This is a genomic window from Lentzea sp. NPDC005914 (assembly GCF_040629405.1).
GTDB lineage: Bacteria > Actinomycetota > Actinomycetes > Mycobacteriales > Pseudonocardiaceae > Lentzea.
Map to the genome: position 1 here is coordinate 1 of NZ_JBEXVQ010000041.1, position 16,968 is coordinate 16,968.

Annotated in this window: 12 protein-coding genes; 7 read left to right on the forward strand and 5 right to left on the reverse strand. The window is 69.3% G+C overall.

What is annotated here, in order from left to right; translation table 11 throughout:
- Positions 1-379: 379 nt before the first annotated feature.
- The gene (locus tag ABZ345_RS39240; protein ID WP_359860030.1) at positions 380-3,538 is read left to right on the forward strand and encodes a S8 family serine peptidase; all 3,159 of its coding nucleotides are present in this window, start codon (positions 380-382) and stop codon (positions 3,536-3,538) included.
- A gap of 899 nt (positions 3,539-4,437) precedes the next feature.
- Positions 4,438-4,833, forward strand: coding sequence for a DUF3040 domain-containing protein (locus ABZ345_RS39245; RefSeq protein WP_359860031.1), 396 nt, complete (start codon positions 4,438-4,440; stop codon positions 4,831-4,833).
- 78 nt (positions 4,834-4,911) lie between these two features.
- Here the strand turns inward: ABZ345_RS39245 and ABZ345_RS39250 are convergent, their stop codons facing one another.
- Genes ABZ345_RS39250 through ABZ345_RS39260 form a run of 3 tightly spaced genes read right to left on the reverse strand, consistent with a single transcriptional unit; the run spans position 4,912 to position 9,655 of the window.
- Positions 4,912-7,386 (reverse strand): DUF3488 and transglutaminase-like domain-containing protein, encoded by a 2,475-nt coding sequence (locus ABZ345_RS39250; protein WP_359860032.1) that lies wholly within the window; start codon positions 7,384-7,386, stop codon positions 4,912-4,914.
- Positions 7,387-7,388: 2 nt separating this feature from the next.
- Positions 7,389-8,654: a DUF58 domain-containing protein gene (locus tag ABZ345_RS39255; protein ID WP_359860033.1), complete on the reverse strand. Its 1,266-nt coding sequence runs from the start codon at positions 8,652-8,654 to the stop codon at positions 7,389-7,391.
- Between the two features lie 2 nt (positions 8,655-8,656).
- Entirely contained in the window at positions 8,657-9,655 is a 999-nt protein-coding gene (locus ABZ345_RS39260) for a MoxR family ATPase (RefSeq protein WP_359860107.1), read from the reverse strand.
- A 456-nt stretch (positions 9,656-10,111) separates the two neighbouring features.
- Between ABZ345_RS39260 and mraZ the strand changes: the two genes are divergently transcribed.
- The 4 genes from mraZ (at position 10,112) to ABZ345_RS39280 (ending at position 14,162) form a co-directional block, all read left to right on the forward strand.
- The gene (mraZ, locus tag ABZ345_RS39265) at positions 10,112-10,543 is read left to right on the forward strand and encodes a division/cell wall cluster transcriptional repressor MraZ (protein WP_086664612.1); all 432 of its coding nucleotides are present in this window, start codon (positions 10,112-10,114) and stop codon (positions 10,541-10,543) included.
- A 165-nt stretch (positions 10,544-10,708) separates the two neighbouring features.
- The gene (gene rsmH / locus ABZ345_RS39270) at positions 10,709-11,662 is read left to right on the forward strand and encodes a 16S rRNA (cytosine(1402)-N(4))-methyltransferase RsmH (RefSeq protein ID WP_359860034.1); all 954 of its coding nucleotides are present in this window, start codon (positions 10,709-10,711) and stop codon (positions 11,660-11,662) included.
- The gene (locus ABZ345_RS39275; RefSeq protein WP_359860035.1) at positions 11,659-12,252 is read left to right on the forward strand and encodes a hypothetical protein; all 594 of its coding nucleotides are present in this window, start codon (positions 11,659-11,661) and stop codon (positions 12,250-12,252) included. The genes rsmH and ABZ345_RS39275 overlap by 4 nt, the downstream gene beginning before the upstream one ends.
- On the forward strand, positions 12,252-14,162 hold the full coding sequence (locus ABZ345_RS39280; RefSeq protein WP_359860036.1) for a penicillin-binding protein 2: 1,911 nt from the start codon (positions 12,252-12,254) through the stop codon (positions 14,160-14,162). Before ABZ345_RS39275 ends, ABZ345_RS39280 begins: the two co-directional genes overlap by 1 nt.
- Position 14,163: 1 nt before the next feature.
- Here the strand turns inward: ABZ345_RS39280 and ABZ345_RS39285 are convergent, their stop codons facing one another.
- Positions 14,164-14,523 (reverse strand): pentapeptide repeat-containing protein, encoded by a 360-nt coding sequence (locus tag ABZ345_RS39285; protein ID WP_359860037.1) that lies wholly within the window; start codon positions 14,521-14,523, stop codon positions 14,164-14,166.
- Between the two features lie 258 nt (positions 14,524-14,781).
- Between ABZ345_RS39285 and ABZ345_RS39290 the strand changes: the two genes are divergently transcribed.
- Complete coding sequence (locus ABZ345_RS39290) at positions 14,782-15,936, forward strand: putative glycoside hydrolase (RefSeq protein ID WP_359860038.1); 1,155 nt, start codon at positions 14,782-14,784, stop codon at positions 15,934-15,936.
- A 12-nt stretch (positions 15,937-15,948) separates the two neighbouring features.
- Here ABZ345_RS39290 and ABZ345_RS39295 read toward each other — a convergent pair whose 3' ends face one another.
- Complete coding sequence (locus ABZ345_RS39295) at positions 15,949-16,698, reverse strand: universal stress protein (protein ID WP_359860039.1); 750 nt, start codon at positions 16,696-16,698, stop codon at positions 15,949-15,951.
- Between the last annotated feature and the right edge of the window lie 270 nt (positions 16,699-16,968).

Consider the following 16,968-nt stretch of genomic DNA (forward strand, 5'->3'; position numbering starts at 1 on the left):
GCACGCTCGGCCCGCACGCTCGGCCCGCACGCTCGGCCCGCACGCTCGGCCCGCACGCTCGGCCCGCACGCTCGGCCCGCACGCTCGGCCCGCACGCTCGGCCCGCACCCTCGGCCCGCACCCTCAGCCCGCACCGAACAGGCGCCTCGACTCCCCGTCCTCGAACCGTCGCCTTGGCTGCAACCCCCCACAAGCCCAAGGAGCCTCAAGGCCGGCACCGCCAACGCACAACCCGCTTGTCAACCAGTCGATCGGCTACTCCCCGTACCTCTGCGGGCTGAGATCCCTGACTGCACCTCCGGCCTGCAGAAGGAGGTGGGGTGACGCTCGGTGTCCCTACGGTCACTGAAGCAACACCTCATCGAACACTGGAGGTCCAGTGAGATCAGGACAGCGAGGTGCCCGTCGGGGGATCACCGCGCTCGCGCTGTCGGCAGGCCTTGTCACCACGACAACGGCGGCTGTCGCACACGCGCAGGAGCGGGCGCCGGGGGAGTGGACATCGGGAGAGCGCGGCCAGAGCGTCACGCTGATCACCGGTGACCGGGTCGAACTGGCCGGCAACCGGGTCGTGCGATACGTGCCGGGACCGGGCCGCGGTCAGTTGGCCGTGCGGACCTACACGCAGGACGGGCACCAGCACGTCGTGCCCGCGGACGCGGTTCAGTTGGTGGCCAACGGAAAACTCGACCCGCGGCTGTTCGACGTGACGTCGTTGGTGGAGTTCGGTTATGACGACGCGCGTCGTGACACCGTCCCTGTGATCGTGCGGCCGGCGGCGGGCGCACGATCGGGCATCGGCGCGCTTGACGCCAAGGCTTCCGTGGCCGATCTGGTGACGGGCGTGGCCGAGAAGTCGGGTAGTGCCTGGGAGTCGTTGCGCGGCGGTGCGGTCGAGAAGGTGTGGCTCGACGGCGTCCGCAAGGTGGCGCTCGACCGCAGCACCAAGCAGATCGGCGCGCCCGAGGCGTGGCGGCAAGGGGTCACGGGCAAGGGTGTGAAGGTCGCCGTGCTCGACACGGGTGTCGACGAGAAGCACCCGGACCTGCAGGGCAAGCAGATCGCCGAGAAGAACTTCACCGACTCGCCGGACAACACCGACGAGGTCGGGCACGGTACGCACGTCGCGTCGACGATCGCCAGCAAGGGCGAGAAGTACCGCGGTGTCGCGCCGGACGCCGGGATCCTCGACGGCAAGGTCTGCCAGCCTGGCGGCTGCACCGAGTCGGCGATTCTCGGCGGCATGCAGTGGGCGGCCGAGCAGGGTGCGCACGTCATCAACATGAGTCTGGGTGGTGGTGACACCCCGGAGATCGACCCGATCGAGGAGGCCGTCAACCGCATCTCCGCCGAGACCGGTGCGTTGTTCGTGATCGCGGCGGGCAACTCCGGACGCCCCGAGACCATCGGGTCACCCGGTAGCGCCGAGACCGCGCTGACCGTTGGCGCGGTGGACCGCAACGACGGCATCGCGCCCTTCTCCAGCCGTGGCCCCGCTGCGGACGGTGCGGTCAAGCCGGACGTGACGGCGCCCGGCGTCGACATCGTGGCGGCCGAGGCCGGAATACAGGGCCACGTGGCGATGTCCGGCACGTCGATGGCCACCCCGCACGTCGCGGGTGTGGTCGCGTTGCTCAAGCAACAGCACCCGGACTGGACCGGCACGCGCCTCAAGGCGACGATCATGGCTTCGGCCAAGGCAAACCCGGCGCTCAAGCCGTTCGACCAGGGCACCGGTCGCGTCGACGTGCCGAAGATGCTGGCGCAGCAGGTGATCGCGGAGCCCGCCAACATCAACTTCGGGGTGCAGCAGTGGCCGCACGGCGACGACCAGAAGGTCGTCCGCGAGGTCACCTATCGCAACGCGGGCAAGGACCCGGTCACGCTCGACCTGACCGTCGACGTCACCGGACCGGACGGCAAGCCCTCGCCCGCCGGTCTGTTCGCGGTGTCCCCGGCGAAGGTCACCGTCCCCGCGGGCGGCGAGGCCAAGGCCGCGATCACCGCTGACACCAAGGTGAACGCGGCCGACGGCGCCTACAGCGGCGCGCTCGTCGCGTCGAACGGCCAGCGCACGCTGATCAGCGTCAACCGCGAGGTCGAGAGCTACGACGTGGGCGTCTCGGTGCTGGGCGTCGACGGCAACCCGACGGCCGACCACGGCACGTCGTTCGTCAACACGAAGACCGGCAAGGGTTATCCGGCCCAGGCCAAGAACATCCGGCTGCCCAAGGGCGAGTACATCGTGGACAGCCCGATCTTCACGCCGGACCGCAAGGTCGTGTTCCTGGTGCAGCCCAAGTTCGTGGTGACCGGCAAGGCCTCGCTCACGGTCGACGCCCGCAAGGCCAAGCCGGTCGCGCTCAAGCCCCCGGACGCGGCGGCCAAGGGCATCATCGGCACGATCTCCTACTCCACCAAGGTGGCGGGCCGGCCGTACGGCTCGGGCTGGGCGTTCTTCGACGGCCTCGCGGACCACGTCCTCACCGCCCAGATCGGCCAGGACGCGCCGGGCTTCACGACCACGCTGGCCGAGCAGTTCGAGGGCACGCCCCGCGACGAGAAGACCCCGGTCAGCTACCGCCTGATGTGGACCGAGCGCGGCATGCCCACGGGCTTCGAGCGCACGGCCAAACCGACCGAGCTCGCCGAGATGACGAGCACCTTCCGCCCGGCGGGCGAGGGCTACCGCCACGCCGTCGCGGCCATGCCGCACCCGGTCGACGGCAGCGGCGGCTTCGGCTGGTTCACGCAGGTGCCCGACAACGGCCGGGCGGTCGACCTGGTCAACACCACAGGCGGCAAGTGGAGCTGGATCTACGACCGCACCACACCGGACAACACCCGCGAGTACTCGACCGAAACGCTCGCCGCCTCCTACAAGGGCGGCAAGAAGTACTCGCAGGCGTTCGGCAGGGCCGTGCTAGGCCCGTCCGTCCCGGGAGATCCGGGCTTCGGCCTCGCGAGGCTCGAGGACCAGATCGCCGTCAGGGTCCCGCTCTTCACCGACAGCAACGGCGGCGAAGGCAGGGTCGGCACCGGAACCGCGAAGACCACGCTGTTCCACAACGGCACCAAGCTGGGCGAGCAACCGCAACCGGGCGCGATCTTCGACGTCCCGGCCGCGGAAGGCCGGTACAGGGCCGAGATCGAACACAGCCGCACCGCCGAGGTGTCCACGAAGGTCAGCGGCGCCTGGACCTTCAAGGCCAAGCACACCACCGACGTCACGCAGCTGCCGCTCTCGGTGGTCCGCTTCCTGCCCAAGCTCGATGACAACGACACGGCTCACGGCCGAGTCCTCGTCGTGCCCCTGAAGGTCGAGCAGCAGCAGAACACCCCGAAGGTCAAGCGCGTCACCGTCGAGGTCTCCTTCGACGACGGCGCCACCTGGAAGCAGGTCCAGGTCGCCGGCGACAAGGCGATCGTGAAGCACCCCAACGGCGCCAAGTTCGCGTCGCTGCGGGCCAAGACGACCGACGCCGCGGGCAACACCGGTGAGGTGACGATCATCCGCGCCTACAAGATCGCGGCCTGATCCACCGGAATTGCGGCTGACCCACCAGAGCCGCGGCTTGATCCACCAGAACGGTTAGACCCGCTGAACTGTCAGACCCCAGAACTGTCAGACCCGCTGACTAGCATCGGATTCGGGGGCTCCACGCTCCGGCCTCACAGGGCCTGGGAACCCCCAAAATCCAGCATAGTCAGCGGGTCTGACACTTTTTGAGCGTCGTCGGGCCGCGAGGCGCAGCCGCCAGTCTTGCGAGACGCAGCCGCCTGGTGCCGCGAGACATAGCCGCCTGGTGCCGCGAGACATAGCCGCCTGGTACCGCTAGAGGTAGCCGCCCGGTGCCGCGAGGCGCAACCGCCCAGAGCGAGGCACAGCCGCCCGGTGCCGCAAAGCGCAGCCGCCAGTGCTGCGAGGCGTAGCCACCCAGCCGGCGTGAGAGCGCGAAACGAGACGGCCGACGCCGCGATGTCACGCTCCGTCGCGAGGCGCGCAGAAGCGGGGCAGCCGCCACCGGACGCAAATGCACCGCCCTGCGCCGGCCCGCGATCACCGGACCCAGGCACCCGTCCGCGTCGTACCGAAGGACGGCGAAGGTGCCCGCGACCGCTGGCCAGCCGGTCAGACCTGCTCCGGGCCGACCCAGGCGATCGTGGAACCGATCCGGCCGCGCGAACCTCAAAACGAGCGGGCGGCAGGCGTGAAAGAACGGCCACAAGGGCCGTGTGGAGGCCTCACGACGGCCTCACCACTGCCCTAGAAGGATGATGGTGACAGAACCGACCGTATGAGAAGGCCGACTGGGTAGTCGCCGGGCCGCGCGGATCGTATCCTGGAGGGTGACGTCCCCAGGGTGGGTCGTCCGCCGGGTTCGGCGGAAACCGAAAACACCCGGCGCCCGCGACCGCTGTGCCGGAGGAGGAACGATGCCACTCTCCGAGCACGAGCAGCGACTGCTCGACCAGATCGAGCGCGCGCTCTACGCCGAAGACCCGAAGTTCGCATCCACCGTACGAGGCGCCAAGTTGCGGCGGCCGTCCAAGCGGCGCCGTGTACAGGGCATCGTGTTGTTCGTGGCAGGTGTGGCGGCACTCGTCACGGGTGTGATCTTCCCGAAGCTCGCGATCGTCGGGATTCCCGTCGTGAGCGTCTTCGGCTTCCTGCTCATGTTCTTCGGCGTGCTCATCACCCTGACGACGTTGCGTCGAGGTGACCAGGTCGCCGAGGGGACGCAGGAAGACGGCAAGCCCGCACGCAGCCGCAGCTCGTTCTCCGAACGCATGGAAGAGCGCTTCCGTCGTCGTTTCGACGAGGAGCAGTAAGCCTCTACGCGAAGGGCCCGCCCGCACCAGGGGAGCGGGCCCTTCGCGTTGGAAGGCCTAAAGGATGCCCTGGAAGCCCTAGACCGGAACCGTCTCGCGCTCCGGCGTCTCGGCCATCGGCACGGGCGCCGGCTTGAGCACCGACTTCGGGAACAACCGCGCCCGCAACGACAGCGGAGCGTTCTGTCGCAACGACTGTCGCACCGCGGCCAACGCTGAGGGCAGGGCGGGGTCGGCGGCCGGGCTCGCGCTGTACCAGGACCGCTCGATCGCCCCGATCACCTTGCGCAGGCCTTCCTTGCCCGCGTCGTCCAGGTTGTGCTCGCGTGCCAACCGGCGAGCGGCCGTCCGGATCGTCTCGGCCGCCGGCACGGGTGCGCCGCGGTCGATCGACTCGGCCATGAGCTCGCTCCAGGCAGCGCTCGCCGCCCCGGGACCGAGTGCTGTCACCGTGTGCAGGCGGTTGCGGCGGCGCACCACGCGCACGAGCAGAGGCGTCAGCACGAGCCCGGCGATCACCAGCACCGCAGCGAGCCACCAGGAGATCAACGCCGCCGCCAGGCCGACGCCGATCAGCCACAGCGCGCCCACCGTCGGTATCAGCAGCTTGCGCGCCCAGGGCACGCCCATCAGACCCGCGCTGAGGAGGCCGAACAGCGCGAGCACCAGGAGCACCGTCAGCAGCGCCGCCAGCACCAGCACGATGCCCAGCGCCCAGATCAGCCACGTGGGCGTGCCCGTGTCGGCGACCTGCTGCTGGTCGCCGGCGTTCTGCTCGCCGTCGGGCGAGGCGGACTGCTGCGCCGACCCGGACACCGACGTCGTCACCGTCTCGGTCTTCGTTTCCGCCGTCGGCTGGTCCTCCGCACCGGGCGAGGTCTCGCGCAGGTACGGCGGCACGACCCCGCGACCGTCGTTGATCGGGGTCGGGTCGAAGGTCATCCAGCCGTGGTTCGGGAAGAAGATCTCGACCCACGCGTGCGCGTCGTCGGTGCTGATCGTGCGGTAGGTGTTGTCGCCGGACGAGATGCCGGCGGTGAAGCCGATCGCCACGCGGGACGGCAGGCCGACCACGCGCGCCATCACGGCCATCGCGGAGGCGTACTGCTCGCAGTAGCCGACCTTGCCCTTGGTCACGAAGTCGGTCAGCGCGTCCTTGGTGACGTCGCCCTGGGTCTTGAGGTCGTACTTGAACCCGCTGGTCGGGCCGTTGAAGAACGCGGTCAGCGCGGCGGCCTTGTCGAAGTTGTTGGTGGCGCCCTCGACGACCTTGTTCGCGAGGTCGATCACCTGCTGCTCGACGCCGTCGTACTTGAAGTACTCGGCGTCGACCTCCTTCTTCGCGTCCGAGGTCAGGCGCAGCGCCGACTTGGACGGCGTCGAGAGCACCGTGTCGATCGTGTACGGCTCGGGCTCCCGTTCCCGCTGACTGAAGATCACGCCCTTCTTCACGTCGAAGCGGTAGTCGTCGTCCGGGGTGTTGATGCTGCGGACGGCGCCGTAGGTCGGCAGCCAGAAGCTCCGCCAGTCGCGCGGCTCGATGTCGATGCGCGTCGACTTGCCCTCGCCGCGGTCACCGGCCTGGGGCGGCAGGTCGCCGCGAGCGGGCTCGCCGCCGGGGTCCGTGCCGCGTTCCCAGCCCTTGTCCGGCACGTACTTGGCCAGCGTGGTCGCGCGCAGATAGGTCGCCTCGGGCAGGCCGCGCACGTAGAACACCTCGGTGGTCCGGCCGCGGTTGAGCATGCCGCGCAACGACGTCATCTCGCTCAGCCCGATGCCGCCCTTGCCACCGCCACCGCTGCCGCCCATCGGCAGCCGCCCGACCGTGCCGACGATCGTGAACCCCGCACCAACGATCAGCGCGATCACCATCGCGATCGACGCCACCGTCGTCGCCGACCCGCCAGAACCGCTCGCCGAGCCTGAACCGAGCCTCCCGCGCCACGCCTCGTGCCGGTGCTGGCCGTCGACCGCGAGCAGCATCGCGAACGCCGCGGCGCCCAGGATGAACGTCCAGAACGGCAGCATCTCGTCGGCCAGCGACGCGGGCACCGCGAACACGCACAGCAGCACCAGCCCGGACGCCGCGGGAGCCGCCGCGGCCACCGCCAGCGTGTCCACCAGCACCGCGACCAGGCCGATCGCCAGCACCACGAGCGCCTGGATCGCCGGCGTCGCGTGCACCGGCGGCACCCCGGTCTGCACCTGCGCGACGGACTCCTCGAGCACGTCGCCGAGTTCGCCCAGCGCTTCGGGGCCGGGGATGAACAGGAAGATGCCCGACCGCGTGTGCAACGCCGTGAGCAGGCACAACAGCACGAAGACCTGGGCGATCGCGACCAGCGGCGGGGTCAGCCGGGTCGCCCGCAGGAACGCGCCGGTCACGGTGATCGCGACGATCACCACGCCGATGCGCACCAGCCACAGGTCACCCTCGATGACGCCCGACAACGCGGTCGACGCGCACAGCACCGCCAGCGCGGCGATCCACGGCGTGGCCGAGGTGAACCACTCGGGCTCAGCGCCCTTCGAGGGAGCGGAACGGGACCCCATCTTCAGCCCACCTCCGAGCGCATGGACGGCCCCCGGTTACTCGCCGAGGCGCACAACTCCTGCCACACCTGCTGCATCGACGACGACGGCCGCGCGATCGTCACGCCCCAGCCCGCGCCGGTCAGCAACCGTCGCGCGTCCTCGGGGTCGGGCGCGGTCGCATCCGTTCCGCCGGCCCACGCGTTCACGTCCAGCAGCACGGCCAGGCTGCGCATGCCGCGCGGCCGGTACCGGATCAGCTCTTCCACGGACGCCGGCGACACACCGCCGAGCACCGCGATGACCTCCTGGCCCGCGCCGGGGTCGATGCCGGCGCTGAGCTCACGCCGGTGCGAGCCCTGCAGCGCGGCCAGCGAGTCCAGCACCACGTGATCGCTGTGCCCGCCGTCGGACGACCCGCCCGCGAGCACCCGCCCGTCCTCGGAGACCAGACGGATCTGGTGGCCGAAGTGGTGCAGGTGCAGGCAGATCGACGCCACGAACGAGATCGACCACTCGAGCGACGCCGTGGGACCGCTGCCCCGGTGCGCGTGCACGCGGTGGTCCAGCAGCACCGTGGTGCCACCGCGCCACGGACGTTCCTCGACGCGCACCATCAGTTCGTCGCGCCGAGCCGTCGACCGCCAGTGGACCTTCCTCAGGTCGTCGCCCTGCCGGTACGGCCGCACGACCGCGTCGTCCTCGCCCTGACCGGCCCGCAGCCGCACCGAGCCGTCGTCGCCCGCACCCATGCCGGACCCGCCGGGCAGACCCGACAGCCGCACGACACGGGGCACCACGACCAGGCGTGACCGGCCCGCCAGCTCGCGGTCGAACTCCGCGAGGCCGAACGGGTCGGTGATCCGCGCCATCAGCGGGCCGACCTGCTGGATGCCGCGCATCACCGGCTTGAGCGGGTAGCGCAACGTCGTGGGCGCGTTGCGCGGCAACCGTTCCACCAGGAACCGCGGCCGCGCGCCCAGCGCGTACGGGACGGTGTCCTCGAGCATCAGCCCACCCGTCGGCAACCGGCCGGTGCTGCGCAGGTCGAGCTTCACCTCGGACGCGGCCCCGACCGGCACGCGGCTCGGCGCGAGGAACCGGGCGGCGTGCAGGCCGACCCGGGCCCTCGTCGCGAGCCACGCCGCCAGCAGGGGCAGCGCGATCACGAACGCCGCGACCCTGAGCAGGTCGCGTTCGTTCAGCACCGCGGCGCACATTCCGGCGGCGAACCCCGCGGCCAGCAAGCATCTTCCGCGTGTGGTCAGACCGGAGAGTGCGGTTCGCATCGTTAGCGTGGCGTCCCTGCGTTGTTGTTGATGCTGCGAACAAAGGCCGCACTCGGGTCGAGAGCGGCAGTCGGCACCGGCACCCGCTGCAACAGGGCCCTGATCAGCTCGGCGGGCGACCGGCGGGCGGCCTGGGCCTCCGCGGTCATCACGAGCCGGTGCGCGAGCACGGGGATCGCGATCGCGTGGATGTCGTCCGGCACCACGAAGTCACGGCCCGCCAGCGCGGCTTGCGCTCGTGCGGCACGCACGAGATGCAACGTGGACCGCGGCGACGCGCCCAGCCGCAGCTCCGGCAGGCGGCGCGTGGCCGACACCAGCTCCACGGCGTACCGGCGGACCTCGGGGGAGAGGTGCACCCGGCGCACGGTCTCGATCAGCCGCAGCACCTGGGCCGCGTCCGAGACTGGCCGCAGGTCGTCGAGCGGGTTGTGGCCCGCGTGCTCGTCGACCATCGCCAGCTCGGCCGCCGGGTCCGGATACCCGATCGACACGCGCGCGGTGAACCTGTCGCGCTGCGCCTCCGGAAGGGCGTAGGTGCCCTCCATCTCGATCGGGTTCTGCGTCGCGATCACCATGAACGGCGACCCCAGCGGGTACGTGTGCGCGTCGACCGTGACCTGGTGCTCCTCCATGCACTCCAGCATCGCGGACTGCGTCTTGGGGGAGGCGCGGTTGATCTCGTCACCGACCACGATGTTCGCGAAGATCGGTCCCGGCCGGAACTCGAAGTCGTTCTCCTGCCGGTTGTAGATCGACGACCCAGTGATGTCGCTGGGCAACAGGTCGGGGGTGAACTGCACGCGGCTCACGGTGCAGTCGATGGAACGGGCAAGCGCTTTCGCGAGGGAGGTCTTGCCGACCCCCGGCACGTCCTCCACGAGCAGGTGCCCCTCGGCGAGCAGCGTCACGAGGGCGAGACGGACCACGTCGGGTTTGCCGACGAGCACCCGTTCGACGTTCGCGGCGATCCGCTGTACGGCGCCGTGCAACTCACCCAGGACCTGATCGACCGGCGCGTGACTGTTCGCGCTTGGGCTTCCCGGTGTCACTAAACCTCCAGCAGCCGTGTCCGGAACACGGACGTGTGAGCGTTTCACGCAGTGTGTCAAACCACGGCTAAGTGACCTACACCTGCGGGCTACACCGGGTTCGCACCAACAGTTTCCACCTTCCCCCACCAACGCGTCTCAGCCCCATGTTTTGGCGGAAATTTCTAGGCCGTTCGAGTGCTGAACCGGGGCTGAACACTCACTCGGCACGGTGGTGGCTGACCAGGTCCCCCACCCTCCCCCCACGCCTCCCCACTGCGTCTACCTGGGAAAACGGGTCACGAGTTGGTGTATAAACACCTGTTTCAGCGTTGACTGTGGTGAAAAGTGGGGTACTGTGGCGGCCGGTGGGGCAGACGGGGGCTCCACTGCCGGTCTCGTCGCCCGGCAAGGGAGGTGGATGCCGTGTTCCTCGGCACTCACTACCCGCGCTTGGACGACAAAGGTCGGCTGACACTGCCTGCGAAGTTCCGGGACGAACTGGCGGGAGGTCTCATGGTCACCAAGGGCCAGGACCACTGCCTGTACGTGTTTCCCCGGGCTGAGTTCGAGCAGATGGCGAGGAAGGTCGCCGAGGCGCCGTTCACCAACGACGCCGTACGCGCCTATCAGCGGTATCTGTTCGCGGGTACGGACGAGCAGCGTCCGGACGGTCAGGGCCGCGTTCTGATCGCACCGGAACTGCGCCGGTATGCCGGGCTGACCAAGGAGTGCGTGGTCGTCGGCGCGTTCACCAGGATGGAGATCTGGGACGCGACCGCCTGGCAGACCTATCTCGAAGAGCACGAGGACGGCTACGCCGAGGCTCGCGAGGAGGTCATACCGGGCGTCTTCTGATGGCGGTCAGCCGAGCAACAGGCCGGATGTTCAAACGCGATTCGGGTGCCGTGAGGCCTCGGTCCGCTCGACTATCGGCCCTGGCGCACCTTCCCCGGCGCCAGGTTCGACGGGCGGGCGGGGACCTGACGTCACCCGAACGCGCATCAGGGGAGTAGAGGGACGATGGATCAGCCGCGGCACGTTCCGGTGCTGCTGGACCGCGTCCTGGAACTCTTCGCTCCAGCGCTCTCCGGCAAGCCCGCCGTCGTCGTCGACACGACGCTCGGCATGGGCGGCCACTCCGACGCGTTGTTGAGCGCCCACCCCGAACTGACGCTCATCGGGCTCGACCGGGACCCGCAGGCCATCGAGATGGCCGGCAAGCGGCTGGCGAAGCACGGCGACCGCGTGAAGCTCGTCAACGTCACCTACGACCACATCGACGAGGCCGTTGAAGACCTCGGCTACTCGCATGTGGACGGTGTGCTGATGGACCTCGGCGTCTCCTCGTTGCAACTGGACGAGGAGGAGCGCGGGTTCGCGTACTCGAAGGACGCGCCGCTCGACATGCGGATGTCCAAGGGCACCGGCATGACGGCGGCGGACGTGCTCAACACCTACTCGCACGGCGACCTCGCGCGCATCCTCTCCACCTACGGCGAGGAGCGATTCGCGGGCAAGATCGCGTCGGCGGTGCTGCGGGAACGCGAGAAGGAGCCGTTCACCAACTCCGGGCGGCTCGTCGAGCTGCTCTACAACGTTGTCCCCGCGGCGTCCCGGCGCACCGGCGGGCATCCGGCGAAGCGCACGTTCCAGGCGTTGCGGATCGAGGTCAACGGCGAGCTGGAGTCGTTGCGACTCGCGCTGCCCGCCGCGCTCGGCGTGCTCGGCATGGGCGGGCGGATCGTCGTGGAGTCCTACCAGTCCCTCGAGGACCGGATGGTGAAACAGGCGTTCGCGGAGCTGGCGAAGTCGAAGACCCCGCCGGGGCTGCCGGTCGAGCTGCCGGGCCACGGGCCGGAGGTCAAGTTGCTCACGAAGGGCGCGGAGCTCGCGTCGGAGCAGGAGATCGAGGACAACCCGCGTGCGGCGCCGGTGCGGCTGCGTGCGGCGGAACGGATCGGAGAACCGAGATGACGGCACCCGCGAGGGTCGGTGGGCCGTCGCCCCGCGACCCCTCCCAGGGCAAGGCCGAGGAGCAGGACAAGGCTCGCCGGCGGACCGCTGGTGCCGAGCGCGCCTACGCCCGCCGTGCTCAGCGTGCCCAGAACCTGCGCAGCGGCGCCGCCGTGCCGCAGCAGAAGCCCGTGTCGAAGGCTCCGTTCGTCGTGCTGGTGATGCTCGTGCTCGGCGCGGGCGTCGCCGGGATCATGTACTTCTCGACCCAGGCCGCCGCCGACACCTACCGCCTGCAGGAAGCCCGGTCCGAGGCGGAGAAGCTGACGTTGCGGATGGAGCAGCTGCGCCGTGAGGTGGCGCTGCTCGAGTCGCCGACGGATCTTGCTCGCCGGGCGGGCGAGATGGGCCTCGTCGAACCGTCGAACCCGGCCCGGCTGAGGCAGAACCCGGACGGCACGATCGAGGAGTTCGGCAAGCCGAGCGCGCCGACCAAGTCGACGCCTCCGCCACCGCCGTCGTCCGAGACGCCGGCGCCGCCCGCGGGTCAGGCCCCGCCTGCCGGCCAGACCCCGCCTGCCGGAAACCCGACTCCTCCGGCGGGTAACTGATGCCCGGTCCTCAGCAGCGGGGGCCGCGTCGCCCGTTGTCGGTGCGCGGCTCCCGCCCTGCCTCGCGCACGGGCGGCAACAGCAAGCTGCGCATCGCGGTCGGCCGCATCCTGCTGATCGGCGCGCTGCTGATCGCGGGCGTCAAGCTCGTGCAGGTGCAGGGCATCCAGGCCGACGAGCTGTCGTTGCAGGCGCAGAAACAGCGCACGACGCGGCAGAACATCCCGGCCGAACGCGGCTCGATCCTCGACCGCAACGGCAACCAGCTCGCGTTCTCGATCGAGGTCCGCGCGCTCTACATCCTCCCGCAGCGCGCCCGCAAGACGTGGGACGAGGCGCGCGCGAAGGACCCCGAGCAGTACCCGCTGAGCTACGACGACCACGCGCGCGAGGTCGCCAAGTTCATCTCCGGCACGCTCGGCCCCGAGGTCAACGGCGAGAAGACCGACGAGGAAGCCGTCTACAAGCAGCTCGTCGAGGACATCAGCTACGAGGTCCTGGTCAACGAGGCCGAGCCAGCTAAGGCGGCGAAGATCGTCGCGAAGTACCCGGCGGAGATCGGTTCCGAGTACCGCTCGAAGCGCATCTACCCCAACGGCGAGCTGGCGTCGAACATCATCGGCGCCGCGAACTGGCGCCAGGAGGAGAAGCCGCCGACCACGCAGGGCATCCTCGGCCTGGAGAGCGCGCAGGACAACGTGCTGGCCGGCCGCATGGGCCGCCGCGTCGTCGACACGATGTCCGGCGACGACACGCTCGTCATCCCGAACACCGAACGCGAGCTCGTGCAACCGTTGCCCGGCAAGAGCCTCGAGCTGACGATCGACATCGACACCCAGTACGCGGTCCAGAGGATGGTCACCGAGTACGCGAAGAAGTCGGGCGCTGCCAACGCTTCCGCCGTCGTGCTGGACAGCCGCACCGGCGAGATCGTCGCGATGGCCAACGACAAGACCTACGACCCGACCGACTTCGGCAAGGCCTCCGAGGACCAGAAGCGCAACGCGGCGGTCGCATCCAGCTTCGAACCGGGATCGGTGAACAAGATCGTCACCGCCGCCGCGGCCGTCGAGTACGGACTCTTCAAGCCTTCCGACGTGCTGCAGGTGCCCGGTTCGCTCAAGGTCGCCGACCGCACGATCAGGGACGCGTGGGGCCACGGAACCGTGCCCATGTCGTTCACCGGCGTCTTCGCCAAGTCGTCCAACGTGGGCACGCTGCTCGCCGCCCAGGAGGTCGGCAAGGAGCGCTACGCCGAGATGCTGCAGAAGTTCGGCCTGGGCCGACGCCTCAACTCCGGTGTCCCCGGCGAGGAGTCCGGTGTCGTGCCGCCGCTGAACCAGTGGTCCGGCTCGACCTTCGGCAACCTGCCCATCGGCCAGGGCCTCTCGATGACGTTGCTGCAGATGACCGGCATGTACCAGACCATCGCCAACGACGGTGTGCGCGTGCCGCCGCGGCTGATCCGCGCCGAGATCGGCGAGCAGGGCGCGCGGTCGGAGAAGCAGCGTCCGGAAGGCGTGCGCGTCGTCTCCCCGGAGACCGCGAAGACCGTCCGCGACATGTTCCGCTCGGTCACCCAGGTCGACCCGCGTGACGCGAACCAGAACGGCACCGGCGGCAAGGCGGCCCTGCCCGGTTTCCAGATCGCGGGCAAGACCGGCACGGCCCAGCAGATCGACCAGAACTGCAAGTGCTACTCCCAGTCGCAGTACTGGATCACGTTCGCCGGCATCCTCCCGGCCGACAACCCGCGCTACGTCGTCGGCATCATGCTCGACGCGCCGCACGGCACCCAGTTCAGCGCCTCGGCGGCACCGTTGTTCCACGACATCGCGACCTACCTGACCCAGCGGTTCCAGGTGCCGATGTCGGCGGAGCAGACGCCATTCGTGCAGCTGCAGATGTAGCTCAGAACGGCCACCCGACAACGTCCTCCGCGTGGACCTCGTGCAGCGTCGCTCCGTCGAACCGGGCACCGGTGACGTCGGTCAGCCCGTGCGGGGGCGTTCCGGTGTTCACGTGGGCGAGCCTCGCGCCGGTCAGGTCGGTGTCACGCAGATCGGCGCCCCGCAGGTCGCAACCGGCCAGGCTGACCCCGCGCAGCGAGGCGCCGCGCAGGTCCGCGCCGCTGAGGTCGCACATCTTGAACGAGCACTGGTCCAGGGTGGCGTGCCGCAGGTCGGCCCCGGCGAACGAACATCGCGTGAACCGCAGGTGCGCCGTGCGGAGCGAAGTGAGGTCCTGCCCGCTGAAGTCCACCGCCGTCACGCCGGCATAGTTGCGGAGAGTGGCAAGTTGATTTCTCGCGGTCACGAGTCCGCATTGTTGGCGACGTTTGTCGTTTTGGCAAGTGATTTGAGACACGCCCACGCGTGGCAATGACGCATTTCATTGTTTGACAGTGAAAATCCCCACTGCACATTATCGTAATGAGACGCATTTCATCACGTCTAATACTTCGAAACCGAAGTGCAAGGCGAGATGGGGTTTGGCGTGCGTTTCTGGGGATATTTGATCTTGGTCAGCGTGGTGACGGCGTCATTCGTTCCCGCAGCTCAGGCAGAGGAGGAAAGCAGGACGGCGAAGTCGTACTGGCTGCACATGAACAGCTCGCCGACGACCGACGAAATGATCACCGCCGAGGCGTCGCGTCGTTCCTACGTCGTGCTGAACGCCTGGGAAAGCGATCTTGCCGAGAAGTTCAAGGCGGCTAATCCGAAGATCCAGACCTTCGTCTACAAGGACCTCTCCTCCACGCGCAGCTACGCGTGCCAGAACGGCGTGGACGACACCGATCTGCCGACCGGCGTGGGTTACTGCGCGGCCGACCCGTCGTGGTTCCTGCTCGACCAGAACGGTCAGCGGTTCGAGTACGACGGCTATGAGGGCCACTGGCAGATGGACGTCGGTAATCCCGCTTACCAGAACGCCTGGGCGGACAACGTGATCGCGTCGTCGCGCGATGTGTTCGACGGCGTGTTCATGGACAACGCGCTGTTCGCGTGCGACACCTACCACGACGGTGTCTGCCCGGCTTCGTACCGCACCGACGAGTCGATGCGCGACGCGTACCGCTCGATGTTCGCCAACACGCGGCAGAAGTTCGTCGACGCCGGTCTCAAGACCGTCGCCAACATGTCCAACGCCCGCCTGCACGAGGGCGCGTGGGATTCCTACGTCGAATACCTGGACGGCGGCTTCGACGAGTGGTGGCTGACGTTCGGCGACAAGGACCTCCTCTCGGAGTACCCGGAGGGCTGGAGCCGCCAGGTGGCCCAGATCACCGCAGACGAGGCCAAGGGCAAGATCACCTGGGTGCAGCCGCACCACAGCGGCGCCGAGCAGCCGTTCCGCTACGCCTTCGCGAGCTACCTGCTGGCGGCGGGCTCACGCGCGGCGCTCTCCGAGATCCAGGAGACCGACCGCTACGACAACGCCTCCCCGTGGCGCGCCGAGTACGACTGGGACCTGGGCGAGCCGGCCGCGGCGTACTACGAGGTCGCCTCGAACGTGTTCCGGCGCGACTTCGCGTGCGGCACCGTGATCGTCAACGCGAACAAGACCGGCAGCTCCGCCGTCACCGTGCGGCTCCCATCGGTGCACACGAACGAAAAGGGCTCGTCCGTGCGTTCGGTGTCGCTGCGCGGCACGACCGGAACCGTGCTGCGCAAGGCCTGCTAGACCCAGCCGCTCTTACGGCACCACCCGATCGTCGTGCAGGGGCTCCGGCCGGGCGACGAGCACCGGACAGGACGAGTGGTAGAGGGCTGCCCTCGTGATCAGGCCGACGCCGTCGTGCTGCCCGCCACGCCCCACGACAACGAGGTCCGAGTCGAGAGCAGCCAGCGCCTCGTGCGGATGACGGGACTCGACGATGACCTCGGGCGTGAGCTCGGGAGCCGTCGTGCGCAGGAACAACACCGCGCCACGGACCGCGGCCTCGTCACGAGGGACGGCAACGCCGTGCTGGGCCGGCGGGTGGACGTGCAGCAGGCGCAGGGACGCTCGGCGGGTGCGGCAGAGCTCGACCGCGCGCCGCAGCACGACCGGGTCCTCGCACCCGCCGACGGCCGCGGTGATCCAGCCGTACTCGCCACGGATCGCCGGGGGTCGTCCGCGCACCACTACGACTCCGCACCGCGCGCGGCGCAACACCGGGAGGACGAGGGAGCCCAGACCCAGGCTGCGGTGCTGTTCGCCCTTGCACCCCAGGACCAGGGTCGCGCTGGAGTCCGACGCCCTCACCAGTGCGGCCACCGGGTCGTCACCGCTCGGGCGGAAGTGGGCGGTGAGCATGGGGAGTCGTTCGAGGACCCGCTGGACCGTGGTGTCGCCGGGGTCCGCCAAGTACACCTGAAGGTCTGTTCGCAGCGCCCACGCGTGGCGCGCCGCCCATTCGAACGCGTGGTACGCGGTCTCGGAAGTGTCCACCCCGACCGTCACGGAACGACTGAAATCCGGTGCCCAGAAAGAGAATCTCCTGGGTTCCACCGCCGTGGTTGTTCTCATCGCCGCCTCCTGCCGCTCTCTACCTCACCGCGCGTGCCCCAGCGCCCACAGGGCCCAAAGTCACAAAGCGGGCAGGAACTTGTTCGGCCGGACGGGCTCACTCCTGAAGCCCAGCGAGAACGGCCACTCGAACGGCCCATCCGGGCAGATCATCACCCGAACGCCAACGCGCCGCTCGGCCACTCCGCGCACGCCGGTAGCCTC

Coding starts and splice junctions, on each gene's coding strand:
- ABZ345_RS39245 (WP_359860031.1), top strand. CDS start 4,438: ATGCCACTCTCCGAGCACGAGCAGCGACTGCTCGACCAGATCGAGCGC.
- ABZ345_RS39250 (WP_359860032.1), bottom strand. CDS start 7,386: ATGGGGTCCCGTTCCGCTCCCTCGAAGGGCGCTGAGCCCGAGTGGTTC.
- ABZ345_RS39255 (WP_359860033.1), bottom strand. CDS start 8,654: ATGCGAACCGCACTCTCCGGTCTGACCACACGCGGAAGATGCTTGCTG.
- rsmH (WP_359860034.1), top strand. CDS start 10,709: ATGGATCAGCCGCGGCACGTTCCGGTGCTGCTGGACCGCGTCCTGGAA.
- ABZ345_RS39275 (WP_359860035.1), top strand. CDS start 11,659: ATGACGGCACCCGCGAGGGTCGGTGGGCCGTCGCCCCGCGACCCCTCC.
- ABZ345_RS39280 (WP_359860036.1), top strand. CDS start 12,252: ATGCCCGGTCCTCAGCAGCGGGGGCCGCGTCGCCCGTTGTCGGTGCGC.